Annotated in this window: 20 protein-coding genes; 5 read left to right on the top strand and 15 right to left on the bottom strand. The window is 70.9% G+C overall.

The annotated features are described in order from the left end of the window. Window positions 1-202: 202 nt before the first annotated feature. A complete protein-coding gene (locus tag IEW34_RS22345) occupies window positions 203-820 on the bottom strand; it encodes a hypothetical protein (protein WP_188611421.1) in 618 nt (205 codons plus the stop codon). Between the two features lie 371 nt (window positions 821-1,191). Next, window positions 1,192-1,902: a L,D-transpeptidase gene (locus IEW34_RS22340; RefSeq protein WP_188611420.1), complete on the bottom strand. Its 711-nt coding sequence runs from the start codon at window positions 1,900-1,902 to the stop codon at window positions 1,192-1,194. Window positions 1,903-2,258: 356 nt separating this feature from the next. Here IEW34_RS22340 and IEW34_RS22335 point away from each other — a divergent pair, with 356 nt between their 5' ends. Together IEW34_RS22335 and clcA are read left to right on the top strand one after the other, a co-directional pair. Next, window positions 2,259-2,762 (top strand): hypothetical protein, encoded by a 504-nt coding sequence (locus IEW34_RS22335; protein WP_188611419.1) that lies wholly within the window; start codon window positions 2,259-2,261, stop codon window positions 2,760-2,762. Window positions 2,763-2,937: 175 nt separating this feature from the next. Then, window positions 2,938-4,311 carry a H(+)/Cl(-) exchange transporter ClcA gene (clcA, locus tag IEW34_RS22330; protein WP_244642140.1) on the top strand — a complete coding sequence of 458 codons (1,374 nt, stop codon included), beginning with the start codon at window positions 2,938-2,940 and terminating at the stop codon, window positions 4,309-4,311. A 144-nt stretch (window positions 4,312-4,455) separates the two neighbouring features. Here the strand turns inward: clcA and IEW34_RS22325 are convergent, their stop codons facing one another. The 7 genes from IEW34_RS22325 to IEW34_RS22295 all read right to left on the bottom strand — a co-directional run bounded on the left by IEW34_RS22325 (window position 4,456) and on the right by IEW34_RS22295 (window position 14,480). Then, a complete protein-coding gene (locus IEW34_RS22325; RefSeq protein WP_188611417.1) occupies window positions 4,456-5,961 on the bottom strand; it encodes a mechanosensitive ion channel domain-containing protein in 1,506 nt (501 codons plus the stop codon). Window positions 5,962-6,158: 197 nt separating this feature from the next. Continuing rightward, complete coding sequence (locus IEW34_RS22320) at window positions 6,159-9,080, bottom strand: DNA translocase FtsK (RefSeq protein ID WP_244642139.1); 2,922 nt, start codon at window positions 9,078-9,080, stop codon at window positions 6,159-6,161. A gap of 251 nt (window positions 9,081-9,331) precedes the next feature. Then, window positions 9,332-9,604, bottom strand: coding sequence for an Atu4866 domain-containing protein (locus IEW34_RS22315; protein WP_244642155.1), 273 nt, complete (start codon window positions 9,602-9,604; stop codon window positions 9,332-9,334). A gap of 89 nt (window positions 9,605-9,693) precedes the next feature. Continuing rightward, complete coding sequence (locus IEW34_RS22310) at window positions 9,694-10,143, bottom strand: carboxymuconolactone decarboxylase family protein (protein WP_188611527.1); 450 nt, start codon at window positions 10,141-10,143, stop codon at window positions 9,694-9,696. A 250-nt stretch (window positions 10,144-10,393) separates the two neighbouring features. Next, the gene (locus tag IEW34_RS22305; protein WP_188611415.1) at window positions 10,394-11,908 is read right to left on the bottom strand and encodes an acyl-CoA synthetase; all 1,515 of its coding nucleotides are present in this window, start codon (window positions 11,906-11,908) and stop codon (window positions 10,394-10,396) included. Between the two features lie 276 nt (window positions 11,909-12,184). Beyond that, the gene (locus IEW34_RS22300; RefSeq protein ID WP_188611414.1) at window positions 12,185-13,381 is read right to left on the bottom strand and encodes an ABC transporter substrate-binding protein; all 1,197 of its coding nucleotides are present in this window, start codon (window positions 13,379-13,381) and stop codon (window positions 12,185-12,187) included. 118 nt (window positions 13,382-13,499) lie between these two features. Next, a complete protein-coding gene (locus tag IEW34_RS22295; RefSeq protein ID WP_188611413.1) occupies window positions 13,500-14,480 on the bottom strand; it encodes an NAD(P)H-dependent flavin oxidoreductase in 981 nt (326 codons plus the stop codon). Window positions 14,481-14,593: 113 nt separating this feature from the next. On the opposite strand from IEW34_RS22295, the gene IEW34_RS22290 reads away from it, so the two are divergent. Next, window positions 14,594-15,493, top strand: a complete 900-nt coding sequence (locus tag IEW34_RS22290) for a LysR family transcriptional regulator (protein WP_188611412.1) — start codon at window positions 14,594-14,596, stop codon at window positions 15,491-15,493. Between the two features lie 5 nt (window positions 15,494-15,498). Here the strand turns inward: IEW34_RS22290 and IEW34_RS22285 are convergent, their stop codons facing one another. Beyond that, window positions 15,499-16,065, bottom strand: coding sequence for a cysteine hydrolase family protein (locus IEW34_RS22285; RefSeq protein ID WP_188611411.1), 567 nt, complete (start codon window positions 16,063-16,065; stop codon window positions 15,499-15,501). Between the two features lie 127 nt (window positions 16,066-16,192). Here IEW34_RS22285 and IEW34_RS22280 point away from each other — a divergent pair, with 127 nt between their 5' ends. Continuing rightward, window positions 16,193-17,185, top strand: coding sequence for a GlxA family transcriptional regulator (locus IEW34_RS22280; protein ID WP_188611410.1), 993 nt, complete (start codon window positions 16,193-16,195; stop codon window positions 17,183-17,185). Between the two features lie 29 nt (window positions 17,186-17,214). On the opposite strand, the gene IEW34_RS22275 is transcribed toward IEW34_RS22280, so the two are convergent. The 5 genes from IEW34_RS22275 to IEW34_RS22255 form a co-directional block, all read right to left on the bottom strand. Next, entirely contained in the window at window positions 17,215-18,297 is a 1,083-nt protein-coding gene (locus tag IEW34_RS22275) for a siderophore-interacting protein (RefSeq protein ID WP_188611409.1), read from the bottom strand. Window positions 18,298-18,620: 323 nt separating this feature from the next. After that, entirely contained in the window at window positions 18,621-19,712 is a 1,092-nt protein-coding gene (locus IEW34_RS22270) for a siderophore-interacting protein (protein WP_188611526.1), read from the bottom strand. Between the two features lie 5 nt (window positions 19,713-19,717). Beyond that, window positions 19,718-21,715 carry a Fe(3+)-hydroxamate ABC transporter permease FhuB gene (fhuB, locus tag IEW34_RS22265; protein WP_188611408.1) on the bottom strand — a complete coding sequence of 666 codons (1,998 nt, stop codon included), beginning with the start codon at window positions 21,713-21,715 and terminating at the stop codon, window positions 19,718-19,720. Beyond that, a complete protein-coding gene (locus tag IEW34_RS22260; RefSeq protein WP_188611407.1) occupies window positions 21,708-22,601 on the bottom strand; it encodes an iron-siderophore ABC transporter substrate-binding protein in 894 nt (297 codons plus the stop codon). The genes fhuB and IEW34_RS22260 overlap by 8 nt, the downstream gene beginning before the upstream one ends. A 21-nt stretch (window positions 22,602-22,622) precedes the next feature. Then, window positions 22,623-24,725, bottom strand: coding sequence for a TonB-dependent siderophore receptor (locus tag IEW34_RS22255; protein WP_244642138.1), 2,103 nt, complete (start codon window positions 24,723-24,725; stop codon window positions 22,623-22,625). Window positions 24,726-25,106: 381 nt separating this feature from the next. On the opposite strand from IEW34_RS22255, the gene IEW34_RS22250 reads away from it, so the two are divergent. Beyond that, window positions 25,107-25,988, top strand: a complete 882-nt coding sequence (locus tag IEW34_RS22250) for a helix-turn-helix domain-containing protein (protein ID WP_188611406.1) — start codon at window positions 25,107-25,109, stop codon at window positions 25,986-25,988. The last annotated feature ends 8 nt before the right edge of the window (window positions 25,989-25,996 follow it).

The following is a 25,996-nucleotide window of genomic DNA, read 5'->3' as shown; positions in this document are numbered from 1 at the left end:
CTTGCTGCGCGGCAAGAGGCCTATTCGTGACAGGAGAACGGCTGTGGCGCCGTAGGACGTTGAGCGACTTGTCGGCCGCTCGGGCCCTCCACGGGGCGTAGCATCTGCCGCGCGCGACTATCGCTTCTCATCGCGCCCAATCATTCGACCTAGCGCCCCTCTCCGACCGGGCCGTTCAACCCGACCGGAGCGCGCCGCGGCCTCAGCTCTTCAGCATCGGGTCGGGCTGGAAGTCGTGCAGCGGCACGTCGTCGATACCCCAGGATCGGGTCACGACGTGGGTATGGATGTCCCGGCCGCCATGCTTGGTCAGAATGCCGAGGATCAGCGTATCCTTGGCGGGGTCCGGCGCGTGGACCCACAGCACGAGGCCGCCGCGCAGGATCGCGTCCTGGATCCGGTTGGCATGGCGGCGGCCGAAGACGCGCGCCAGCACCAGGCCCAGCCCGCCACCCGCGGCCATGCTGCCGAAGCTGGCCGCGATCGTTGGAATGAGGGCGGCGCCGCCGGTCCCGACGACCGCCGCGACGCCCAGGCCGGCGAGGAGCGCCGGTGCCGCGGTCAGCGCGGCGAGCCCTTCCGTGCGCGATTCGCGCGAAATGAAGTCGGCGCGCGGCGCATCGGCGCTATCGGCCAGTTCGACAGATGTTTTGCCCGCCAGGCGATCGGCATGGCCCAACAGGCTCATGTCGGCCTGGGTGAGCCCGGACTGCACGAGTTCGTCGACGGCACTGTTCAGCGAGCGTTCGTCGTCGAAGATGGCGACTGCTTCGCGTTCTTCGTAGGTGTACTCGCCGGTATCATCTTCCGTCGCGGGCATGCCAAATCCTCCTCGTTCCGTCGCTGGCTTCTACTAGCACGTCAGGAGGACAAGCCAATGCCGGGCAAGGTCGGGACGCTCCATTTTCCACCCCGATAGGTCCCCAGACCTATGATGGGCGGGGGCCTGACAGATGCCGCGATGCGGACGGGCCGCATGACCAGCCTGCGCGCTGGGGGCTCCACGGCACCCTCGTCAACAATCTGGAGGCCGGCGTCGCCCATCGTCGAGGTCTTGCGTGACGATGATGGCTCGGTCGCCGGCCTTCCGGGGATCGCCACCCGCACAATCGCCCGGGCTCTCTAAAAGCGGGCCTGTTCATTGCGCTGCCCGCACCGGCAGCGCCCGCACCCGGGGGCCGGCGCGGCAGCCTATGCCGGCAGCACGACCACCTTCGTCTTGACCGGCGTTTGGTTATAGAGGTCGATCATGTCCTGGCTGAGGAGGCCGGTGCAGCCGCTGGTCACGCCGGTGCCGATCGATTCGGGGTCGCTGGTGGCGTAGATCGTGTAGAGCGTGTAGGCGCCGTTCTGGTAGAGATAGAGCGTGCGGGCGCCGAGCGGGTTGTCGAGGCCGGGCGGCATGCCGCGGGCGTATTTGGCCGCCTCGGGCTGGCGCGCGATCATCTCCTTGGGCGGTGTCCAGATCGCCCATTCGGCCTTGCGCCCGACATAGGCGTCACCGCTCCACAGGAAGCCGGCGCGGCCGACATTGGCGCCATAGCGGGTGGCGTTGCCCTCGCCTTCGATGCGGTAGACATAGTAATTGCTGGGATCGACGATAATCGTGCCGGGCGCTTCCTTGCTGTCGTAGCGCACCGTCTTGCGAAAATACTTCGGATCGACCTTGCTGACATCGACCGCCGGGATCGGGAATTTCTCGTTCGGCATCGGCGCGTAATGCAGCGCCGCTTCGGCGCGGCTCATGCCGTCGGGCGTCACGCAACCGGCGAGCCCCAGCGCGCCGAGACTGGCGGCGGAGCCGAACAGAAACGACCGCCGGTCGAGACCCCCCGCCGGGAGCCCGCGCGAAGCTGCCTCATCTGCCCTTCCAGCATCGGCAGTCCCACCGTCCATGATCATGATTTGGCCGTTCCCATGTCCTGTCGCCCAACGAGGCAATGCCGGCGCACACCCGCTGAGCGTCTTGCGGGGCTGAGATTGCCGTCCCACGCCGCGGCTGGCAAGCTCGGTCTTCGCTGCGCGGGGCGCGCCGGGCACCAAAGCGGGCAACGCCCGCGCGGGTCTGGCCGTCGCATGTCGCGCGGGCCTCGGCAAAGCCATGCGGATCATGGCACCGGCCGGGTCGGCGGTGCCGCATCGGTGATCGTCGCTACGGGCGTCGAAGCTCTTTCGGTGCCGCGCCCTGCTTTGATGACCAGGGACGATCTGATATGGCCTCCCTGGGCGGCGTATCCGTCGGGGAGCGAGTCAAGGGCATGCACAAGCACGTTATCCGCGCATTCACTCTGGTCCTGTTCGGTGGCCTGCTGGCGGGTCCGGCGCAGGCGGCCAGCGCCGGCTTCGCATGTGCGTTCCGGCAGCTCGAGGGCGGCGATGCGCTGGCCGCCGACCTGAAGCCCCTGCTGCCGCGCGGCGAGGCGCTGAACGACGCGGACAACCTGAACAATGCGGTCTCCGCGCTGCGCCAGCGCAAGGTCCGCGACGCGGTCATCGTCGACAGCCTCGTTTCCGCTTATTGCCCCGTGGTCGCGGACGACGGTGCGCTCACCGCGGCGCAGAAGGCGACGAAGGTGCAGCGCTACGCCATGCGGGTGTCCGGCATCGTCTATGCGCCCCCGGATGCCGAAGCGATCCTGCTCACCGTGCCGCTGGCGCCGAGCGTCGCGAACAAGGTCAATGCCAAGGCGCAGGCGGTCGGCGTGACGCCGGATACGTGGATCGCCAACGCCGTGAGCGCCGCCCTGCAAACGGCGCAGTGATGCACGTGGGGGCGCCCCGGCCATCCGCCTGGCTTTTGGGTGGTCGGAGCTGTCCCGCGTGCGCTGCCGATCGGCTGGCGAGCGGCACCGTCCGGCGGCTTGCGGCCGCCCGGCCTCCGGCGCGGACAGGCCGCCTGAGCCATCCTGCGCGATGGGCGGGCCGGGAGGGGCGGCCTTGAAGGCGGCCGGCGAGACACCGTCGGGCTTTGCGGACAAGGCGCTCTACTACCTCGCCGCGATCCTCGTCGGCGTGGCTACGGGGCTCATCGGCACCGCGCTGCACCTGGCGGTCGACCGGGCCCTCACGTGGCCGGCCGTGTTGCGGGCCCATGTCGGGCTCGACGGGCCGCATTTTCTCCTGCTGACCGCCGCCGTTTCCGCGGCGCTCGTGCTCGCCGCCGTCTGGCTGGTGCGCACCTTCGTCCCCGAGGCCGGCGGCTCCGGCGTGCAGGAGGTCGAAGGGGCCATGGAGGGGCGGCGGACCATCCGCTGGTCCCGCGTGCTGCCGGTCAAGTTCGTCGGCGGGCTGCTGTCGCTCGGCTCCGGGCTGGTGCTCGGCCGCGAGGGCCCGACCATCCACATGGGCGCGTCGGTGGCCCAGGCCGCGGCGCAGGGCTTCAAGCTGCCGACCATGGAGAGCCGCGGTCTGCTCGCCGCCGGGGCCGCCGCCGGCCTTGCCGCGGCGTTCAGCGCGCCGCTCGCCTCCGTGCTGTTCGTGATCGAGGAGACGCGCCGGCAGTTCCCCTATTCGCTGAAGACCTACACGGGGGTCATGATCGCCTCCGTCGTCAGCGTCGTGGTCCTCGAGCTCCTCGCCGGAAGCCGCCCGTTCATGGCCATGACGGTGCCCGACCTTCAGCTCTCGTTCCTGCCGGCCTTCGTGCTGCTGGGGCTCTTGCTGGGGGTGGCCGGCGTCGTGTTCAACCGCTGCCTCATCTGGGCGCTGGACATGGCGCTCGCGCTGGGGCGGCGCACGTCGTTCTATCTCCTGCCGGCGGTCGTGGGGTGCGCGATCGGCGTGCTCCTCGTCGTGCAGCCGGAGGCGACGCAGGGCGGCGACATGCTGGCGCTCACGCTGGTGCGGGAGAATCTGCCGCTGGCGACGATCGCGATCGTCGTGCTGGTCCGCTTCGTCATGACCCTGGCGAGCTACGCGACCGGCGTGCCCGGCGGCATCTTCGCGCCGATCCTGGCCCTGGCGACGGCGCTCGGGCTGCTGTTCGCGCTCTGCCTGGAGCTGGTGGCGCCGCTGCCCGCCGGCGCGCCGAGCGCGCTCGCCGTCGCCGCCATGGGCGGCCTGTTCTCGTCGACGATCCGGGCTCCGCTGGTCGGCGTGGTGCTGATCGCGGAGCTCACCGGCGCCTATACGATGCTGCTGCCGACGCTCGTCACCTGCATGCTGGCCAATCTGGTCGCGGACGCGCTGGGCGGGCGCCCGATCTACGAGGTTCTGCTCGAGCGCACGCTGCGCCTGGCGGGGGAGACCCCTTCGTCCGCCCGCCCGGCCGCGAACGTAGCGCTGCCGATCGGCGGCTGGGATCAGCGGTAGAGCATTTCCGCGTTTCCTCGAATCGCCGAAATGCACTATCTATTTGTTTTACCGCGTTTTCTTCACGCGAACCGGCGTCCACTTCGCTCGAAAACGCTTTAGCCGGCCGTCCCGCCCGCGCCGGCGGCGGCCGGGCGACGCCCGTCACCGCGCCACGCTCCGCGCCCCGAATACCCCGTGGACCGCCCTGAGGAAGGCGGCGACGCTGCGGGGGTGGTGGGGGTGGCGGTCCTCCGCGAGCAGGCCCGCCCGGGCCCGTGCCGCCAGCGCCGTCGCCAGGTCCTCGGCCAGAGCAGGACGGGTTTCGAGCAGGGGGGCGAGGGCCGCCTGGTCGATCTCGTAGAGGGTGACGCGGGTCAGCGCCTGCAAGGTGTGGGGCTCGCCCAGGCCGGCGAGCAATCCCGTCTCGCCGAAGAAGTCGCCCGGTGCCAGGCGGCCGACCTCGCGCTCGCCGTCGCGAACGACGATGATGCCGTGGCGCACCATCATCAGGGCGGGCAGAACGTCGCCCGGCTCGGCGATCACCTCGTCGGGGCGCACGGCGCGCGTGCTCGTCTCTTCCGCAAGCGCCGCCTTCTCCTCGCCGGTCAGGGCGGCGAACACGGGAATGGCCTGGATCAGTTCGAGCGGGGTCACGCGCGGCGGCCGGGCGGTACCTTCGCCGGGCAGCTCGCTCACCATCACCGTCGCCTCGCGCGGCAGCGCCAGCAGCAGCCCGGACGCCTTGCAGTGGCGATAGACCAGATCGAGCAGCTCGTTGCGCGCCGCGGTCCGCTGCGCCAGGGACTCGACGCGGTATTCAAGCTCCAGCTCGATGGCGAGGGCATCCACCCCCTTGAGCGAGACGCCGGGCGGCGGCTCGCGCAGGATGGAGCTGCAGCTCGCCAGCGCGGTGCGCATCACCTCGGCCACCACCGCGGGCATGCGCGTCGGCGCGATGCGCACGGTGACGCGCTGGGCGTGGGTGCCGTCGGGCCGGCTGTAGTTGGAGAGGCCCACCTTGGCCAGGAGGCTGTTGGGGAGGACCACGATGTTGTGGGACGAGGTCTGGATCTGGGTCGAGCGCCAGGTGCTCTCCACCACGCGGCCCTCGGTGCCGTCGTTGAGGCGGATCCAGTCTCCCAGGCGGTAGGGTCGGCCGAGCGTCAGCGCGATGCCCGAGAACACGTCGCTCAAGGTGCTTTGCAGGGCAAGGCCCAGGATCACGGCGACGACGCCGGAGGTCGCGACCAGCGTCGCCACCGGCACGCCGAAGACGAAGGCGAGGGCCGACAGCGCCACGCCGAGATAGATCACGGCGACGACCAGGTCCTGCAGCAGCCGCGCTTCGCGCGGATGGCCCTCGATGACGAGATAGAGCCGCACGAAGCCGATGATGGCCCAGGCCAGATGCAGCCACCACAAGAGCTTGGCCGAAATCAGCGCGAGCTCGGTTCCGTCGCCGGCGCCGAAGCCTTCGAAGTGGTGCGGCGCCACGCCGTGGGCGACGAGGATCGCCGTCATCACGGCGAAGAACAGGATCTGTACGACGAGCCGCGTCGTCGCCCGGGTGCTCGGGATGAGATGCCAGACGACGATACCGGCGATCCCGACCAGGTTGAGCTGGGCGAGCGGGTGGGCGAGGAGCGTGCCGAACGCCTCGGTGGTCATGTTGGCTCCGGGTAGCCGCTGGCGGCGGCCGGTGCCGCAACCACCCATCTCCCTAGAGCGCCGCGCGCTGGTGAGCAGCTAGCCCATGGTATAGGGCCGGGTGCGGCGCTCTCGCTGTGGATATGCCCGCCGCTCATGGGGGCACGGCGCAAAGGCCGGCCCCAGTAGGCGCAATCCGACGTCACCCATGGCCGGGCTCACCCCGCCCGGTTCGCCAGGATCTCCCGCTTGCCGGCGTGGTTGGCCGGCCCGACGATGCCCTCGTTTTCCATGCGCTCCATCAGGCTGGCGGCGCGGTTGTAGCCGATCTGCAGCCGCCGCTGGATGTAGGAGGTGGAGGCCTTGCGGTCGCGCAGCACGACGGCGACCGCCTGCTCGTAGTGATCGGCCCCGTCCTCGGCCGCGAGCGGGCTCTTGTCGAAGACCGCGGTGTCGTCCTCGACCTCCTCCTCGCCATCCTCCGAGGTGACCGCCTCCAGGTATTCGGGGCGCCCCTGCGCCTTCAGGTGCGCCACCACCTTCTCCACCTCGTTGTCGGAGACGAAGGGGCCGTGCACGCGGGTGATGCGGCCGCCGCTGGCCATATAGAGCATGTCGCCCTGGCCGAGCAGCGTCTCGGCGCCCATCTCGCCCAGGATGGTGCGGCTGTCGATCTTCGACGTCACCTGGAAGGAGATGCGGGTCGGGAAGTTGGCCTTGATGGTACCGGTGATGACGTCGACCGAAGGACGCTGGGTCGCCATCACCAGATGGATGCCGGCGGCGCGGGCCATCTGGGCGAGGCGCTGGATGGCCCCCTCGATGTCCTTGCCGGCGACCATCATCAGGTCGGCCATCTCGTCGACGATGATGACGATGTAGGGCAGCGAGGTGAGGTCGAGCGTCACCTCCTCGCGCAGGATCTCGCCGGTCTCCTTGTCGAAGCCGGTGTCGACGATCGTGGTGATGACCTCGCCGGTGCGGCGCGCCTCGGCGACGCGGGCGTTGAAGCCCTCGATGTTGCGCACCTTGAGGCGCGACATCTTGCGGTAGCGCTCTTCCATTTCGCGCACCGCCCATTGCAGGGCGATGATCGCCTTCTTGGGGTCGGTGACGACCGGGGTCAAAAGGTGCGGGATGCCCTCGTAGACCGACAGCTCCAGCATCTTGGGATCGATCATGATCAGGCGGCACTGCTCCGGCGACAGCCGGTAGAGCAGCGACAGGATCATGGTGTTGATGGCGACCGACTTGCCCGAGCCGGTGGTGCCGGCGACCAGGAGGTGCGGCATGCGGGCGAGGTCGACGATGACCGGCTCCCCGCCGATGGTCTTGCCCAGGCAGATGCCGAGGCGGCCGCTGGCGTCGGTGAAGGCGTGACTGGCCAGCAGCTCGCGCAGCCACACGGTCTCGCGCCGCTGGTTGGGCAGCTCGATGCCGATGACGTTGCGGCCTTCCACCACCGCGACGCGGGTGGAGATGGCGCTCATGGAGCGGGCGATGTCGGCGGAGAGGCCGATGACGCGGCTCGATTTGGTGCCCGGCGCCGGCTCGAACTCGTAGAGCGTCACCACCGGGCCGGGGTTGGCGTCGATCACCTCGCCGCGCACGCCGAAGTCCCACAGCGTCTGCTGGAGGGTGGCGGAGTTGCGGTCGAGAAACTCCTCCGACATCTCGAAGGCGGGTTCCAGCTCCGGCGGCTCGGTCAGCAGCGTGAGCGGCGGCAGCCGGTAGCCGGGTTCCTCGTCCTGCTCGTCGGCGTCGTCCGAGCCGTCGGTCGTAAAGTCGCTGCTCGTCAAGTCGTCGGCGATGAAGTCGTCGTCGATGGAGTCGTTGTGGGCGCAGGCGTCGTCCGCCGCCTCGAGCGCCGCGGCCCCATCGTCTTCGCCGGCGGCCGCAGGCCACTCGGCGGGCAGGGCGGCCGGAACGGCAAAGACCGGCCAGCCGAAGGAGGCGCGCACCGGGGAGGCGATGGCGATGGCGAAGGGAGCGGCCGTCGGCGCCGCGTCCTGATCGGGCTCCGCCGCCTCCTCGTCCTCGTCCTCCACCCAGGCCGCCGCGTCGTCGACCGCAGGCAGGCTGTCGAACGCCGCCTCGGCCCGGTCCTCGTCGTCTGCGTCGTCCGACAGGCTCTCGACAATCCTGGCGGCCTCGATCAGGCCCGCGGCGTCCACGGCGGCGTCCAGCTCCTCCTCCGCCTCGGCCCCGCATACGGCGGCCTCGCCCTCCAGGGCGGCCGCCTCGACATCGGGCTCCTCCTGCGCCGGCGGCGCGATCAGGTCCTGCTCGGGGGCGGCGACCGGCGGCACGGCCGGTGCGAGCATGATGACGCTGCCCAGGCGCCGGATCGCCGGCGGCAGCCCGGCGAGCCGGACCGCGACAGGCTCCTCGGTCACGGTCGCGGCCTCGGCCGGCTGGGCGGCGGGCTCTTCGGCGCGCGCCACGCTCGGCGCCACCGGCAGGTCGTGCGCCGGATCGCCGAACAGCTCGTCGAACCATTCCACGAGGCCATCGTCCGCAGCAGCCGCGGCGGCCTCTTCGAGCAGTTCGTCCGCCCACGCCTCGTCGAGCCCCGCGCGGGTCTCCGCGTCCACGGCGGCGTCCTCCTCGGCCGGCTCGGTCCGCAACCGTCCGAGCAGGCCGGCCAGCATCGCCGCGGCGGCCGGCGCAGGCTCGTCCGGCGCGGCGCCTTCCTCGGCGGTCATCGGGGGGGCTCCGGCGTCCGGCTCCGCGGCGCGCGCCGCCGCGGCGGTGTCCTCGTCGAAGCCGAAGCGCTCGTCCGCGGCGGCGAGTGCGGCGAAGGCTTCCTCGATCTCGTCGTCGGCCAGCAGCACGACGTCGTCGTCCTCGAACGCGTCGGCTTCATCCGGCGCGGTGTCCGCGGCTTCCTCGGCGTGGGCGGGCTCGATCCGCGCCGGCGGCGGCGGAAGGGCCTCCGGCTCCGGCACCGGGGGCCGCATGAAGACGTCGGGCGTGCGGGTGAAGCGCGTGTTCTTGTCGACGCTGAAGGGGCTGAACCAGGTCTGGGCCAGGCGGGCGTCCATCCAGGTCGAAACGGTGACGCGGGCCTCGGAGCCGGAACTGGCCGCGGGCACGAAGACGGAGGCGAGCGGATAGGGAGGACGATTCCAAGACGACATGAGCGAGCATGACCCCACTGACCGGCACCGGCCGGCAACCTTCGTCTCAGGGATAATGCGTCGTCGTTAATGGGAGGTTTTGGACGGCCGTGCCCGGCGCGCGCGGCGCGGGTGGTCCCGCATGCGGGCAAGGCCCGTTTCACGATCCGGCAAGGCTCATCCGACCTCGCGGACGCACCCAAACCTGTTGAACGTCAACACCTGGGCGATCGGCGGCGCGGCACGCCACCGCCTTCCGACCGGTCCCGATGCTACTCCCGCCGATGAAGGATCATGCCGCCGTGGTGCAGCACGCCGTCAATGAATCGCCCGTCGGCGGTGAAGCCGGTATCGTCCCAGTAGAAGATCTCGTCACCCCGCACCTCGTAGCGCCCCTGGTAGGCGCTCTCGCGCCGTCCGCGCGCCTCGTCATAGCGGCCGTCGGCAAGCAGGTTATGGCGGACATGGCCGTCGGCGGTGACCCACATGCCCGCATACGGATGGGTCTGCGCCGCCGATTGTGCGGGTGCGCGGTCGGTGTTCATCCGGGCGAGACCTTCCTGTACGGGCATGAGGCTCGCCCCGGCGAGGAGTGCGGCAAGGACGGGCTTCGCCAGCCGTTTCGCGGCAGGGCTCATCGGGGCTGCCCGCTCCCGGCGCCGCGGCGCTCGACGAACAGGTCGGCCAGCGCCTGCGATGCGGCGATCGCCCGGGGAAAGCCCGCGGGAACCGTCACCATGTAGATGATTTCCTTCAGCTGCTCCTCCGGCACGCCGATGTTGAGCGCATAGCCGGCATGGACCTTCATGAGAGCCGTCTCGCCCATGGCCGCGAACACGGCGACGGCGGCCAACTGGCGCGTGCGGCCATCGAGGCCCGGGCGGGACCAGACGTCGCCGAGCGCGTAGCCTTGGGTCGCCTCGGCGAGGAACGGAAATTCCTGCCGCATGCGCTCCAGGGTGGGTTGCGGCCTGCCGTTGTTCAGGCTCCGCACCACCTGATCGCCGCGCTCCAGGCGCTCATCCATCGTCTGCGCGGTGGCCGGCGCCGCGCCGAGCAGCCACGCGACGGCGGCGGCGCACATGGCGAGGCCATGGAACGACACCGCCGAGGCCGGCGCCTTCCCCGTGATCGATTCGTCGCTGCCGCGAGGGGCCCGGGCCGTGAGGGCGGCTGTGGCGGGGGACATGAGCGTCTCCGTGGTCGATCCCTTGATCGCCGGCTGGCGGTCACCACGAAGATAGAAGGGGCGCATTGTTCCGATAAGGCACGCGTTCCTTGTCAGAGTGTCAAGAAAATCTAACCAATCCGCCGGGGCCGTGCGGCCGCCGCGGTCAGCGGCCCGGGGGCCAGTAGGCCTCGCGCAGCTTGCGCTTGAAGATCTTGCCGGTGGCCTCGCGCGGCAACGCCTCGTGGAAGGCGATCACCTTCGGCACCTTGTAGTTGGCAAGGCGCTCGCGCAGGTAGGCCTGCACCCCGGCGGCGGCCAGCGTCACCCCCGGCTCAGCCTCGATCGCGGCGCAGAGCTGCTCGCCGAACTCCTCGTCGGGAATGCCGAACACGGCGCAGTCGCGCACGCCGGGCATGGTGATCAGGGCGTTCTCGATCTCGATCGGGTAGATGTTGACGCCGCCCGAGATCACCATGTCGCGCTTGCGGTCGCGCAGGAAGAGATAGCCGTCCTCGTCCAGGTAGCCCACGTCGCCGACGCTGATCAGGCCGTCGCGGCCGGCGTCGGTGCGCGCATCGGGCTTATGATGGTAGTCGAAGTCGGAGATGGCGGTCTGGCGCATGAAGATCTCGCCGGTCTCGTTCGGGCCGAGCGCTTCGCCGCCGGGGCCGAAGATCCTGACGATGCCGCCCTCGATGGCGCGGCCGACGGTGCCGGGCTTGGCCAGCGCCTCCGCCGCCGAGTGCCACACCGGGATGCCGGTCTCGGTGGAGCCGAAGTATTCGTGGATGACCGGGCCCCACCACTCGATCATGGCGCGCTTCACCGCCGGCGGGCAGGGGGCGGCACCGTGCACCACGAAGCGCAGCGACGAAAGGTCGTAGCGGCTCTTGACCTCGTCCGGGAGCCGCAGCAGCCGCACGAACATGGTCGGCACCATGTGGATGTGGGTCACCCGGTGGCGTTCGATCAGCCGCAGCAGGTCCTCGGGGTCGAAGCGCGGCTGGAGCACGATGGTGCAATGCTGCCGCGCCGCGAGGTTGCCGTAGCTGTTGGGCGCCGAGTGATACATGGGCCCGTTGAGCAGCACGACCTGGCCCTGGCCCGGCTCGATCCCGTAGGTGATGGCGCCGACGCGCTCGGCGGCGGCGGCCTGCTCCGGCCGCATCGGCTGGCGCACCACGCCCTTGGGCTTTCCCGTGGTGCCGGAGGTGTAGATGATCGCCGAGGCGCGCAGCGGCGCGTCCGCCCGCGCCGGCTGGCCGTCGCGCCAGGCGTCCCACGCCGCGAGGCCATCGGGCACGCGGGTCAGCGCTGCGTCGATCCCGAAGGCCGCGGCGATCTCGGGCGGCGTCGGCACGATCAGCAGGGGAAGCGCCGCCGGCACGCCGGCGCGGATCTGCGGCAGCAGGTCGGCATGGCAGATGAGCGCGCGGGCGCCGCTGTCGGCGAGGATATAGGCCACCTCCTCGGCCTTGAGGTGCCAGTTGAGCGGTACCGACGGGGCGCCGAGGGCGGATGCGGCCGCGGATGCTTCGAAGAAGGCGAAGTCGTTGCGCAGCATCAGCGCCACCGGCGCGCCCGGCCCGAGCCCGAGCGCGGCGAAGCCGCTGGCGGCCTGCGCCACGCGCGCCTCCAGGGCGGCATAGTCGAGGGTGCGGTCGCCGGCGATGATCATGGGCTTGGCTCTTGCGGGAGTTCAGGGTTCGCTGAGCTGCCGGTGGCAACCGAATTCATAGACTATCCTCCGTCACCCCGCGTCATGGCCGGGCTTGACCCGGCCATCCATCGATTTGCGTAAGTTGTCAGTCCGAACAGTCAAGTCTATATTCCGCCAGGGCCGGTCCTCTGGTGCGTTTTCAGCGGATGGATGGCCGGGTCAAGCCCGGCCATGACGCCGAGGGGATGGCTTCCGTCGCGCGAAGCCTTGCAGACGCTGGCGCTGCGGCCCCGCCTACTTATCGTCGAGGAGCCCGCCCTGGCCCACCCAGTTGGTGCCGTCGAAGCGGCGCAGCTGCATCTGCTGGAAAGGGAGGTAATCATCCGGCCCGGTGGCGATCAGCACGCCGGGCAGCAGCAACGGCAGCGATACGTCCTTCATCGCCGCGGCCTGCCTCATGATGTTGGCGCTGCTCAGGTCCTCGCCGCAGGCCTTGAGCACCTCGGCCAGCATCGAGGCGTAGAGGTAGCCGGCGGCGTAGTTCGAGTTGGTGATGTCGGCCCCGGGCATGTAGTCCTTCATGAAGGTCTGGAAGTCCTTGATGCCTTGATCGTCGGCCCATTGCTTCTCGTTGACGTCCTTCTGCGCGCTGGCGGACAGCAGGCCCACGGCATTGTCCAGGCCCGCCGGCTTCAGGAAGGTGAGCGACGAGGCCGATGTCGGCACGAAGACCATGTCCGGCTTCCAGCCGAGGTCGGCGAGCCCCTTGATGAACTGGGTGGTGAACTTGCCCACGGTGATGCCGAACACCACGTCGGCGCCGGAGGCCTTCAGCGCCGCCAGCTGCGAATTGATGGTGGGGTCCGTGCTCTCGTAGGTGGCCTGGGCGACGATCAAGCTGTCGGCCCTGCTGCCGAGGCCGCGCTTGAAGCCCGCCAGATAGTCGCGGCCGAGGTCGTCGTTCTGCGACAGGATGGCGATCTTGGCATCCGGCTTGGTGTCCAGGATGTATTTGGCGTAGATCGCGCCTTCCGAAGCGTAGATCGCCATGCCGGGCATGGTCCACGGATAGCTCTCCGGGTCCGCCCACTTGCTGGCGCCGCTGAGGATGAAGAGCTGCGGCACCTTCTTGCCGTTGAGGTAGCGGTGCACGGCATTGTTGGTCGCCGTGCCGAGCGAGCCGAACACCAGCGCAACGTTCTCCTGCTCCACCAGCTTGCGCGTCTGCTCCACCGTCTTGGGCGGCGAATAGTGGTCGTCGAGGCTGATGAACACGATCTTGCGGCCGTTGATGCCGCCCTTGTCGTTGAGCATCTTGAAATAGGCGGCCTCCGCCTGGCCGATGATGCCGAAGCCCGACAGCGGGCCGCTGTAGGGCAGCGTCTGGCCGATGCGGATCTCGCCCTTGAAGGTGGGCTCGGCCACGGCTGCGCCCGCGGTGCCGACCGCGACCAGGGCGGCGGCGCCGAGGCGCCGCGCTTGGATGTTCATCAGTCCCTCCGGTTGTCTTGCTTTTGTGTCGGTGATCGGCTACCGCCAGCCGGGCTGCGGCCCACGCCCGGCTGGCGGGCGAGGTGCGCCGCCGGTCTCCTGCGCAGCAGTCTTGCCCTTACGCTGCGCGGCCGGCCCGGCGGGTGAAGCCGTCGCACGCCTCGGCGAACTCGCGCTTCAGCCGCTCCACCAGCTCGGCCACCGCCGGGGCGTCGGTGATCTGCCCGATGCCCTGGCCGCAGCCCCAGATGTCGCGCCAGGCCTTGGACTTCATGTTGCCGCCCGAGCCGAAGTTCATCTTGGTCTTGTCGGCCACCGGCAGGTTGTCCGGGTCGAGCCCGGCGGCGGCGATCGACGGGCCGAGATAGTTGCCGTGCACGCCGGTGAACAGGTTCGTGTAGACGATGTGGTGGGCAGCGTAGTCCATCAGCGCCTGCTTGTAGGCCGCATCGGCGTTGGCTTCCGCCGTGGCGACGAAGCGGGTGCCCATGTAGGCGAGGTCGGCGCCCAGCGCCAGCGCGCCGGCGATGCCCCAGCCGTCGGAGATGGCGCCCGACAGCAGCACCGTGCCGCCGAACCACTGCTTCACCTCGCGCACCAGCGCGAAGGGCGACAGGGTGCCGGCGTGGCCGCCGGCGCCGGCGCAGACCAGGATGAGGCCGTCGACGCCCTGCTCGGCCGCCTTGCGGGCGTGCTTCACGTTGATGACGTCGTGGAACACCACGCCGCCGTAGGAGTGCGCCGCCTCGACGATCTCCGCCGGCGGCCGCAGCGAGGTGATGATGATCGGCACCTCGTGCTTCACGCAGAGCTCCATGTCCTGCATCAGCCGGTCGTTGGAGGCGTGGCAGATCTGGTTGACCGCGAACGGCGCCACCTTCTTCTCGGGATGGCGGGCCGCGTAGTCGCCGAGCTCGCCGCGGATGCGGGTGAGCCACTCGTCGAGCACGTGCACCGGCCGCGCGTTGAGCGCCGGGAACGAGCCGACGACGCCTGCCTTGCACTGGGCGATGACGAGCTCCGGCCCGGATACGATGAAGAGAGGCGAGCCGACGACCGGCAGCTCGAGCCGGTCGGCGAGGGGGGCGGTGGCTGGCATCGATGAATCCTGGATGGGCGGCCCGTGCGCGGGACGGGCCTCGCCCGCGGCACCAGCATAGGGCTTGATCGCCGTGCGCCTATGTTCAATTTTGCACAATGGCTCAAACAGGCATGAACGCCCTCGACTGGAACCTCTGCCGCACCTTCGTCGCCGTGGCGGAGGCCGGCAGCTATCTCGGCGCCGCCCGCGAATTGGGCAGCAGCCACCCCACGGTGGGGCGCCAGATCGCAGCCCTGGAGGCGCATCTGGGTGTCCGCCTGTTCGCCCGCTCGCGGGCCGGCCTCGAGCTGACGGACGCCGGCCACCGCTTCCGCGGCCACGCCGAGGCCATGGCAACCGCTGCGCTGCGGGCCCAGGCGGACATGGCTGCCGGCGGGGCGCGGCCCAGCGGCCGGGTGCGGCTCTCCATCGGGCCGACGCTCGCGAGCCACTGGCTGATGCCGCGCTTGCGCGGCTTCCTCCAGCAGTATCCGGCGATCGAGCTCGAGCTCGTCACCCATCCCTTCCCGGTGAGCGTCCTGAAACGGGAGGCGGACCTCGTGCTGCGGCTGGAAAGCGGCGGCGAGAATCTGATCGGCCGCAAGATCGCGCGGCTCGGCGCCGGCCTCTATGCCTCCCGCGACTATGGCCGCCGCGGACCGCTCCCGGAGGGGCGGGAGGATTGGCAGCATCACCGCGTCATCGGCTTCGCCGGCCTGGCGGCGAATCCGGGGCTGGCGCGGTGGAGCGATCGGGTCACCGGGCCGGCCGCGGTCGCCCTGCGCTGCTCCTCCCAGGCCGACATGCTCGCGGCGGCGCGCGCCGGGCTTGGCATCGCCGCCCTGTCCTGCTTCGTCGGCGACACCTATCCCGATCTGGTGCGGGTGGCGCCGACCAAGCTCTACGCGCTGGCCGAGATCCGTCTGCTGGCCCACCCGGATCTCGTCGACCAGCCGGCCATGCGCGCCGTGATCGACTTCGTCACGGCGCTCGCCAGGGCCGAGGCACGGCTGCTGAGCGGCGCCCCCTGACGAGATCAGGCGACGGCCGCCGCACCCTCGGCGAGCAGCTCGTCGGTCGAGCGCACGGCCGCATAGGCGAAGCCGAGCGAGGCCATGAGGGCGGCGTGCACCTGCGCGGCCGGCACCACGGTGCCGTTGAACTCCAGGTCCCGGGTGGCGACCGCGTCGTGGACGACCGTCGCCTTGTAGCCGAGGTCGGCGGCGGCGCGGGTGGCGGCATCGATGCACATGTGGCTCATGGCGCCGACGATGACGACGTCCTCGACGCCCTTGCCGTCGAGGATGTCCTTGAGGTCGGTGTCACGGAAGGCGTTGACCTGGTGCTTGAGCACCACCGGCTCGCCCTCGCGGGTCGCCACGGCCGCGTTGATGCGGGCGCCCTCCGAGCCGGGCGCGAAGAAGGGCGCCTCGGGAACCGGAAATTCGTGGCGGACGTGGACCACCGGCTCGCCCGAGGCGCGCCAGGCTTCCAGCAGGCGGCCGGCGTTCGCCGCCGCCGCATCGATGCCGGAGAGCGTGAACTTGCCGCCCGGGAAATAGTCGTTCTGGAGGTCGACGATGATGAGTGCACGGTTGCTCACGGCGGGCTCCTCGCGTGGGATCGAAGGCCTCCCGGCCTTCCGTTGCAGATCTAGCCGGTAGCGGGCACGGTGGGGATCGGCGGAGCCGACAAAGAACGGGGCAAAACTGACAAAGGCGGAAGCGACAATGACCGCGTCATCGCCGCCCCCGGAGATCGGGCTGGTGGTCTACCCGCAGGCGCAGCTCGCGGCGGTGCACGGCCTCACCGACCTGTTCGCCGTCGCCGACCGGCTGGCCCGCGCGCGCCTGGGCGCCGGCGGCCCGCTGCTGCGCGTGAGCCACCTCGGTTGCGGGGCGGCGGACGGCCCCGTCGCGCGCATCTTCGATACCTTGCCGGGCGCCGGTGGCGAGCCGGCCGTGGTCATCCTGCCGCCGAGCCTGGGCGAGGCGCCCTCGGGCCCGGCGTTTGCCGGGCTGATCGATTTCCTGCGGGTGCGGCATGGCGCGGGCACGACGCTGGCCTCGGTGTGCGCCGGGGCCTTCCTGCTGGCCGAGACGGGCTTGCTCGACGGGCGCACCGCGACCACCCATTGGGTCTGCGCCGACGATCTGGCGGCGCGCTTCCGCGCCGTGCGGGTGGATGTCGACAAGCTGCTCATCGACGACGGTGACATCATCACTGCCGGTGGGCTGATGGCGTGGACCGACCTCGGCCTCAAGCTGGTCGAGCGCCTGCTCGGGCCGGCGGCGATGATGGAGACCGCCCGCTTCCTGCTCGTCGATCCCCCGGGCCGCCAGCAGCGCGCCTATAGCGCCTTCGCACCGCGCCTCGCCCATGGCGATGCGGCGGTGCTGCAGGTGCAGCATTGGCTCCAGCGGGCCGGCGCGCGCGGCGTCACCACCCACGCCATGGCAGCGAAGGCGGGGCTGGAGGAGCGCACGTTCCTGCGCCGCTTCCGCCGGGCCACCGGCCTCAGGCCCACCGAATACTGGCAGCACCTGCGCGTCGGCCGGGCGCGCGAGTTGCTGGAGGGCACGCGCCAACCGGTCGCCCAGATCGCCTGGGACGTGGGCTACGACGATCCCGGATCCTTCCGCAAGGTGTTCATCCGCGTGACCGGCCTGACGCCCGGCGACTACCGGCGCCGCTTCGGCACCGACCGGGCGGCCGGCGGCTGACCGGGCAGCTGGACGGCCAGCCCTCGCCGTCAGCTCTCGCCGTCGTGACCGCGGCGCCAGTAGGCGCCGACGTAGCGCTGTGCCGGCGGCAGGCCGCGCTCCTGGCCGAGATAGGCCCGCAGGCCGCGCGCCGCCGCCTGTTCGGCCGCCGCCCAGACGTAGACGCGCGTCGCCGCATCCGGCCACGGGATGGCGCGGACCGCTCGCTCCAGGAGGTCGGTGGTGCCCGCCGCGGCATCGCCGCGGTGCAGCCAGGCGAGGTCGATGGTGGCCGCGGTGGGCAGCGGCTGCTCCTCGGCGGCGTCGGCGACCTCGATGCGCACCACCGCCTCGGCGCCCGCGGGCAAGACCTCCAGCATGCGGGCGATGGCGGGCAGGGCCGTCTCGTCGCCGGCGATGAGGTAGCGGTCGGCCGGCGCCAGCCACGCGCCGGTCGGGCCGAGCAGGCCGACACGATCACCCGGGGCGGCGTTCACCGCCCAGTCCGAGCCCGGCGCGCTGCCCTCGTGCAGCACCATGTCGATGGCGATCTCGCCGCGCGCCGTATCGATGCTGCGCACGGTGTAGACGCGCGGCGCGAGCACGTCCTCGCCCGTGGGCCAGATGATGCGGCCATCGGCGCCGGCGCGCGGATGCACCGGCGCGCGGCCCCGTGGCGGCACCAGTATGCGCACGTGCAGCCCGCCCTGGGCGAAATGGGCGGCATCGCCGGCGAGCACCACCCGGCGCATGCGCGGCGTCACCTGCGTGGCGCCGCGCACCGTCATCTCGCGCAGATGGGGGAGATCGGAGCTGTCGGCCCGGTGGCCGGTCCAACTGAAGACCGGTTTCTCCTCGCCGGCGAGCGCGAACACGCGTTCGGCCAGCACGCCCTTGGTCATGGCGAGCTTGGTCTCGTCCGCGCACATCGCCCGCGCCAGCAGGTTGTCCCCATCGACGGTGAGCTCGACCTGGCCCAGCGGGCTGGCGATCGTCGCCGTGCCGTCCGCCACCGTGACCACGCCGCGCTCGGCGAACATGTCGCAAAGCTTCACCAGCAGGCCGGATGGGTCGGCCAGCGGGATGGCGGCCTGGGCCTCCAGGAGTGACGAGGGACGCGGCTGTACTGACATTGGTGTTCCGGGGTTGCTCCGATCCGCCTCGGTTGCCGGCAAGGCACCGAGCCGGGTCGGCATCAATAGAAGATCGCCCGCGCGGTGCCAAGTAGTTCTGCGAAGAGCTGGCCTCTAAAGACGAATGTAGTGCGTTGTTTGCCGCTTTATATTTTGAATTATTCAAAACAGAGAGTCGACCGCGCTGCGCCCTGATCCGACGACGGGTAAGAGCATTTCCGCGCTTCTTCGAATCGCCGAAATGCTCTATCTATCTGTTTAGTCGCGTTTTCTTCACGCGAACCGGCGTCCACTTCGCTCGAAAACGCTTGCTGCCGAGGCGATCAGTCCCGCACGTCCACGCCCTCGTGCCCACGGCGCCAGTAGGCGGCGATCGAGCGCTGAGCGGGGGCAAGGCCACGTTCCTTGGTGAAATAGGCGCGCAATCGGCGGGCGGTGGCCTGCTCGGCGCCCGCCCAAGCGAAGACGGAGGTGCTCGCATCGCGCCACGGAATGGCGCGCACGGCTTCGTCCAGCAACGCGGTGGTGCCCGCCGCCGCGCCGCCACGGTGCAGCCAGGCGAGGTCCACGTCGGCGGACGTCGGCAGCGGCTGCTCCTCGGCGGCGTCGGCGACCTCGATGCGCACCACCGCCTTCGCCTCCGTGGGCAGGGCCTCCAGCATGCGGGCGATGGCCGGCAGGGCCGTCTCGTCACCGGCGATGATGTAGCGCTCGGCGATGGCGAGCCCCGCGCCGCCGGGACCGAGCAGGCCGACGCGCTCGCCCACCGCGGCGCGCATCGCCCAATCGGAGCCGGGCGCGCTGCCCTCATGCAGCACTACGTCGATGGCGATCTCGCCGCGATCGACGTCGACGCTGCGCACCGTATAGACCCGCGGGGCGAGCGCGTCCTCGCCGGCGGGCCAGACGATGCGGCCGTCGGCACCGGCGTGCGGATAGACCGGCGCGCGGCCGGGCGGCGCGATCAGCACGCGCACGTGCAGCCCGCCCTGGGCGAAATGCGCGGCATCGCCGGCGAGCACGACGCGGCGCATGCGGGGCGTCACCTGCGAGGCGCCGCGCACGATCATCTCGCGGAGGTAGGGCAGATCGGGGCCAGCGGGCTGGTGCCCGGACCAGCTGAAGATGGGCTTCTCCTCGCCCGCCAGCGTGACGATGTGCTCGGCCAGCGCTCCCTTGATCAGGGATAGTCCCGCCTCATCCGCGCACACCGCCCGCGCGATGAGGCGGCCGCCCTCGACGGCGAGCTCGGCGCGGCCGAGCGGGCTTGCGATCGTCGCCGTGCCGTCCGCCACCGTCACCATGCCGTGCTCGGCGAAGATGTCGCAGATCTTGCGCAGCAGGGCGGCCGGATCGGCGAGGGGGATGACCGCCTGGGCCTCGAGGACCGGGGAGGGACCGGGCTGCTCCGACATGGATCTCACGCTGATGTGCTCCCGCCGCGCCGCAGGAGCCAGAGGAGGTAGGGGCCGCCGACCAGGGACGCGAGCAGGCCGGTCGGGATCTGGTAGGGGAAAGCGATGGTGCGGCCAAGCCAGTCGACGCCGAGGAGCAGCACGGCGCCGATGAGCGCGGCCGCGACAACCTGCGGCCCGCCGCGGGCGAAGCCCAGCAGGCGCGCCAGATGCGGCCCGACCAGGCCCACGAGGCTCAAGGGGCCGACCATGAGCGAGGCGAGCGCCGCCATCAGCGCGGCGGCGAGGGCCAGGACGAACCGGCTGCCCGCGACCGGCAGGCCAAGGCCGTGGGAGGCGGCGGTGCCAAGCGGCAGCAGGTCGAGCCAGCGGCCGAGCAGCGGCAGCGGCGCGATCAGGACGAGGGCGGCGCCGGCGGTGACGAGGGCCTGGGAGAGGGTGATTCGGTCGGTGGAGCCCGCCATCCATGCCAGCAACGTGAAGGCGTTGCGGTCGCCGCTCGCCAGCACGGCGGTCAGCAGCGCCAGGCAGAAGGCCCCGACGGCGATGCCGGCGAGCAGAAGGCGCTCCGGCCCGAAGCCGGTTCGCGCGGCGATGGCCAGGATGACGGCGATGGCGGCGAGCGCGCCGAGCGTCGTGCCGGCCATCATCGCCTCCGGCCCCGGCGCCGCCAGGAGCATCAAGGTGGCGCAGAGACCGACGCCGGCGCCGGCGTTGACGCCGAGCACCTCCGGTCCGGCGAGCGGGTTGCCGGTCAGCCGTTGCATCAGCGCGCCGGCGGCGCCGAGCAGCGCACCGGCCGCGGCCGCCGCCAGCATGCGCGGGCCGCGGAACGGCAGCAGGGCCGCCAGCAGGTCGCCATGTGCGAGGCTCCAGCCGTCGGGCGCACGGCCCAGCACCAGGGTGATGGCGGCGATCGCCAGGCCAGCCGCCGCAAGGCCGGCCAGCGCGTGCCGGGGGCGGGTCAGGCGGCGTATGGGATGGGGCGCGAGCTGGGGCGGTGCGCGCTCGCCCAGTGCGAGCCGCGGCAGCAGCCACAGCAGCAGCGGGCCGCCGATCAGGCCGGCGGCGGCCCCCGTCGGGATGGCGTCGCTGCCGCGGCTCGCCGTCATCTGCACCAGCCCGTCGGTCAGCCACAGCAGCAGGGCGCCCAGCGGCGGCGCCACGAGCAGCAGCCGGCGCGGCGACGTCACGCCGCTCGCGCTCGCCAGCGCCGGCGCGGCGAGGCCGATGAAGCCGATGATGCCGACCTCGGCGGTGACGCTGGCGGCGAGCCAGACAGCGACTGCGATAACGGCGAGGCGGCTCGTCAGCAGGCCGACACCGAGGCTGCGGGCGCTGGCGTCGTCGAGGCCGAGCAACAGCAGCGGGCGCGACAGCAGCGCCGCGGCGAGGCCGCCGGCGGCCAGGTTGAGCGCCAGGCTCCTGGCGGGCGCCCAGCTCTGCTGGTGCAGGGAGCCGGCGCCCCAGACGAACAGCGAGAGCACGTATTCGCCGTGAGCCAGCGCGATGGCGGCCCCCAGGGCCGACGCCATCAGCGCCAGCGTCATGCCGGCGATGGCCACCGTGACGGGCGCGAGGCCGCGCGACCAGGCGAGACAGAGCACGATCGCCGCCGCCGCCAGGCCGCCCGCGAAGGCCACCGCCTCGCGCGCTACGCCGAGGGCGGCGGGCGCCAGGACGAGGGCGAGCGTCAACGCCAGCTGCGCGCCGGAGGCGATGCCGAGCGTCGACGGATCGGCGATCGGGTTGCGCAGCACCCGTTGCAGCAGCGCCCCGGCGAGGCCGAGCGCGGCGCCTGCCAGGAGCGCCGTTGCCGCGCGCGGCAAGGTGCTGTGCCACAGGAGAATGTGGCGCAGGCCGTCCGCCGTGGCGGCATCGGCGGACACTGCGGGCGGCAGCGCCAGGCGCGCCGCAAACAGCGCAGCGGCCGTCGTGGCGAGCACCCCCCACAGCAGGGCCGGGCCGGCCGGCCGCCGCGCAGCCAACGTCAGCTCAGCCAAGCCCGCGCCCTCCGCCGGGGGCGGTGAGGCCCGCCGCCACGAGCCGGCCGAAGCGAAGCGCCGCCGGCAAGGCGCCGAAGGGGTTGATCGGCTCGAGCACCAGGACGCGCCCGGCGCGCACGTTCGGCAACGCCGCCCAGAAGACGCTCTGCGCCAGCGCCCTGCGGGTGTCGGGCGGGATCGGCGGCACGACGACGATCCAGGCGTCGCCGATGCCGGCCAGCGCCTCCAGCCCGATCGGCGCCGAGGCCGAATAGCTGGTGCCGGCCCCCCAGGCGTTGTCGAGGCCGAGGCGCGCCAGCACCTCACCGAACATGCTGTCGGTGCCGAACACCCGGAAGTGACGCGGATCGCCGAAGTTGACGGGAATCAGCCGGCGCTCGGCGAGGCCGGCCAGGCGTCCGCGCAGCCGCTCGAGCTCGTCCCGCGTCCCGGCGATCAGCGCCTCGGCCGCCGCCGGCCGCTCCGCCAAACGGCCGATCGTGCGCGTCATCTCCTCGGCGGCCCCGTAGGGGGCGCGGCCGCGCACGTAGACCGACAGTCGTTCCACCGGCGCGATAAGGCGCAGCTTGGGTTCCGCCCACACGTAGAAGTCGGAGCTGAGGATCAGGTCGGGCCGGGCTGCCCACAGCGCCTCGTAGTTGGGCGAGCCGCGCAGGCCGAGGTCGGCCACGCCGGGCGGCAGCGCAGGCTCCACCACGACCGCGCGATAGAGGATCAACTCGGCGGCCGCGACGGGGGCAACGCCGATCGCCAGCAGTGTCTCCAGGGCCGCCCAGTCGATGGCGGCGATGCGCGGCGTGCCGGCGCGTGCCGCCGCGAGCGCCAGGCCGCTCAACGGCGCCGCGAGCAGGGCCCGCCGCGTTACGTCGAAAGCCGCCGTCACCGCGCGCCCGCGCTCATCGGCTCACCACCGATAGGTCAGCCGCGCCGTGACGGTGCGGCCGTCGCCGTAGAAGCAGCCGAAGAAGCCGCAGGTCGCGACGTAGCGTTCGTCGGCGATGTTGTTGACGTTGAGCGAGGCCTTGAAGTTGCCGCGCTCGTAGTGGACCGCGGCGTCGAACAGGGTGTTGGACGGGATGCGCAGGGTGTTGGTGTTGAGGTTGTAGCGGTTGCCGACGAACCGCACGCCGCCGCCGAAGCCCAGCCCGGCGAGCGGGCCGCCTTGCAGCGTATAGTCGAGCCAGGCGTTGGCCGCGTGCATCGGCACGTTGGCGGGCCGGTTGCCGATGTTGTCGCCGGCGGTGATCTCGGCGTCGGTGTAGGTGTAGTTGGCGATGGCCTTCAGCCCGTCGCTCAGGGTCGCCACCGCCGACAGCTCGGCACCCTTCACGTGCACCTCGCCGGCCTGGGTCGTGTAGCTGATGCCGCCGATGAGCTCGCTCGAGGTCACGTTGGTCTGGCGCAGGTCGTAGATGGCGGCGGTCAGCAGGATCTGGGAGCCCAGTGGCTGGTATTTGATGCCCGCCTCGTACTGCTCGCCCTTGGAGGGCTTGAAGGCGCCGCCGCCCAGCGCCGTGGGAAGGCTCCCGAGCACCGGGTCGAAGGAGGTCGAGTAGCTGACGTAGGGCGCCAGGCCGTTGTCGAACAGATAGGTCAGGCCGGCGCGACCGGTGAGCGCCTTGTCGGCCTGATCCTGGCGGGTGTCGCCGAAGCTGGAATAGGTGGTGGAATTGGCGTCGGCCCAGTCGTGTCGCAGCCCGAGCGTCAGCAGCCAGCGGCCGTACTTGATCTGGTCCTGCGCGTAGAGGCCGGCCTGGTTGAGCGTGCCGCGCTCGTTGGCCAGATAGGTGATGTCGGTCGGGATCGCCATGCCGTAGAGCGGCGCCAGGATCGAGATCGACGGCGCGTTGCCGAAGGCGGTCGAGTTGTCGATGCGGTGGTTGCGCACGTCCAGCCCCATCAGCAGCGTGTGCTTGAAGGGCCCCGTATCGAATTCCTTCTGCAGCTGATTGTCGATGGTGAGCGTATTGATGTTCTCGCGGTTGTACGATGATCCACGATTGGCGATCAGCGGGTTCGCCGGGTCGAGGGCGGTAAAGTAGAGGTTGTGATAATTCCAGTCGAGCTTCAGGTAGCGGGCATTCTGGCGGAAGGTCCAGCCGCTGTCGAAGGTGTGGGCGAACTCGTAGCCGACGCTGGCCAGCGTGCGGCTGGAGGCGTCAAACGACGGCTCGCCGAGGTAGAGGCTGCGGGGGATGCGGAAACCCTTCAGCGCATTGAGCGAATACTCAGGCGGCACGCCGATCGGCGAATAGGACTTGTCGTACTGGATGTTGGCCAGGATGGTGAGGGACGTGGCCGCGGAGGGCCGCCAGGTCAGCGACGGGGCGAAGTAGTAGCGGTCGTCGTCGACGAAATCCTGCTGGCTGCCACCGTTGCGCACCAGGCCGGTCAGGCGGTAGGCCACGTCGGAGCCCGGGTAGGTCGGACCGCCGAAGTCGAAGCTGCCCGTGTAGCGGCCGAAGGTGGCCGCCTCGGCGTTGACCTCGCCGAAGGGCGTCCACACCGGGCGCTTGCTCACCAGGTTGATGAGGCCGCCCGGGTTGCCCTGGCCGTAGAGCACCGAGGCCGGGCCGCGCAACACCTCGATGCGCTCCAGCCCGTACGGCTCGACCGAGATGAAGCCATTGGTGCGGATCAGCTTCAGGCTGTTGAGGTATTGTGCGTTGGCGGCGTCGAAGCCGCGAATGATGGGGGAATTGAAGCGCGGGTCGGTGCCGAACGGCTGGGAGACCACGCCGGCCGAATAGTCGAGCGCCTGGCCGACATTGACGACCGCCCTGTCCTCCATCTGGTCGGCGGTGACGACCGAAACGGACTGGGGAACCTCCAGGATCGGGGTGGCGGACTTCGATCCGGTCAAAGTCTGGGTGGCGACATAGCCGGCGACCGGGCCCGTGGGGGTCTGCGGCTGGTGTCTCATCCGCGTCCAGCCGGTGTCGGCGTCCGCCGCCTGCGCGCCGGCCGCCGTTGCACCGGCGGTCGGGGTCGCACCGTCGGATTGCACGACGATCTCCTCGAGGCGGACGGCTGGGGTCGCGCCAGCTTGCTGCGCGAGGGCGCTCATCGGCACGACATAGACAAGGGGAAGGCTGCTGCCAAGAACAATGCACAATTGTCTTGCCTGGATCATGGCAGTCCTCAAGAACTTTTAGGCGGGCACGCTGTTGATTAGAATTCTTCAAAACAAAAACAGCTATGCCGAGCGAGAGCACAGATTGCGATGGCTCATAGCAATCTGCTAATGGTCTGGATTGTGTATTCTTGTCGCGCTTTGAACGTTTTTGGTCTGCTGTCTCCTCAAGGGGGCTGGTCGCGGCGTGAGCGGAGCCGTCTATGGCGAGGCGCCGGCCGGACCTCGCGCGACGCGCCCACGGAATGAGGCGGGATGTCGTTTCAGCCACGCATGAGCAGCCGGATCGAGGGCATTGCGGTGCTCGACGAATTGCGCTGCCGGTCATGGAACGGTGTAGCGGCGGACGTGTGGAACGTCGCTTGTGCGGCGGGGGCCCGCGGCGAATACGTCTCGCCCGATGCACGGCTGTTCGTCGTCCTCGATTGGGAGGGCGGCTCCTTCAACATGTGCCTCAGCCGGCGCGGGGCCGAGCTGCCGCCGTGCGGCGCGCCCCAGCACATGAGCTTCGTGCCGGCCGGGCTGCCGCTCTGGTCGCGCATCGACCGGCCGTTGCGCCTGCGCCACCTCGATCTGCATTTCGACATCGCGGTCCTGAGCGAGCGGCTGGGCGAGGATCTGGACGACGGGCGGCTGGCCCGGCCGCGGCTGATGTTCGTGGATGAGCGTCTGCTGGGCCTCGCCAACCTGATCGCGACCGCCTGCACGCGGCCGCGGCCGGGCGACGACCTTTACGGCGATGCGCTGACCGTGGCGCTGGTCGTCGACCTGCTGCGGCTGGGGCGCGACAAGCCGCGCCGGCGTCCGCCGCTCGCCGCCTGGCAGTTGCGGCGGGTGACCGCATTCATCGAGGACAACTGGCAGCGCACCATCCGCCTCGAGGAGCTGGCGACGCTGACGGGGCTGTCGCAGTCCTACTTCAGCCATGCCTTCAAGGCCTCCACCGGCCAGGCGCCGCATCAATGGCACATGAAGGCGCGCATCCGGCGCGTGCAGGAAATGCTGAGCGCGGCAGATCTGCCGTTGACGGAAATCGCCGTCGCCGCCGGCTTCGCCGACCAGGCGCACCTGACCCGGGTGTTTCGCCGCATCGTCGGCGAGCCGCCCGCCGCCTGGCGCCGGGCGCTGCACGGGTAGCGCGGAGC

It is taken from the genome of Chelatococcus reniformis (assembly GCF_014640075.1).
Lineage (GTDB): Bacteria > Pseudomonadota > Alphaproteobacteria > Rhizobiales > Beijerinckiaceae > Camelimonas > Camelimonas reniformis.
This window is presented reverse-complemented; position numbering and strand designations above follow the sequence as displayed.

Coding starts and splice junctions, on each gene's coding strand:
- IEW34_RS22345 (WP_188611421.1), bottom strand. CDS start 820: ATGCCCGCGACGGAAGATGATACCGGCGAGTACACCTACGAAGAACGC.
- IEW34_RS22340 (WP_188611420.1), bottom strand. CDS start 1,902: ATGATCATGGACGGTGGGACTGCCGATGCTGGAAGGGCAGATGAGGCA.
- IEW34_RS22335 (WP_188611419.1), top strand. CDS start 2,259: ATGCACAAGCACGTTATCCGCGCATTCACTCTGGTCCTGTTCGGTGGC.
- IEW34_RS22325 (WP_188611417.1), bottom strand. CDS start 5,961: ATGACCACCGAGGCGTTCGGCACGCTCCTCGCCCACCCGCTCGCCCAG.
- IEW34_RS22320 (WP_244642139.1), bottom strand. CDS start 9,080: ATGTCGTCTTGGAATCGTCCTCCCTATCCGCTCGCCTCCGTCTTCGTG.
- IEW34_RS22315 (WP_244642155.1), bottom strand. CDS start 9,604: ATGAACACCGACCGCGCACCCGCACAATCGGCGGCGCAGACCCATCCG.
- IEW34_RS22310 (WP_188611527.1), bottom strand. CDS start 10,143: ATGTGCGCCGCCGCCGTCGCGTGGCTGCTCGGCGCGGCGCCGGCCACC.
- IEW34_RS22305 (WP_188611415.1), bottom strand. CDS start 11,908: ATGATCATCGCCGGCGACCGCACCCTCGACTATGCCGCCCTGGAGGCG.
- IEW34_RS22300 (WP_188611414.1), bottom strand. CDS start 13,381: ATGAACATCCAAGCGCGGCGCCTCGGCGCCGCCGCCCTGGTCGCGGTC.
- IEW34_RS22295 (WP_188611413.1), bottom strand. CDS start 14,480: ATGCCAGCCACCGCCCCCCTCGCCGACCGGCTCGAGCTGCCGGTCGTC.
- IEW34_RS22290 (WP_188611412.1), top strand. CDS start 14,594: ATGAACGCCCTCGACTGGAACCTCTGCCGCACCTTCGTCGCCGTGGCG.
- IEW34_RS22280 (WP_188611410.1), top strand. CDS start 16,193: ATGACCGCGTCATCGCCGCCCCCGGAGATCGGGCTGGTGGTCTACCCG.
- IEW34_RS22275 (WP_188611409.1), bottom strand. CDS start 18,297: ATGTCAGTACAGCCGCGTCCCTCGTCACTCCTGGAGGCCCAGGCCGCC.
- IEW34_RS22270 (WP_188611526.1), bottom strand. CDS start 19,712: ATGTCGGAGCAGCCCGGTCCCTCCCCGGTCCTCGAGGCCCAGGCGGTC.
- IEW34_RS22250 (WP_188611406.1), top strand. CDS start 25,107: ATGTCGTTTCAGCCACGCATGAGCAGCCGGATCGAGGGCATTGCGGTG.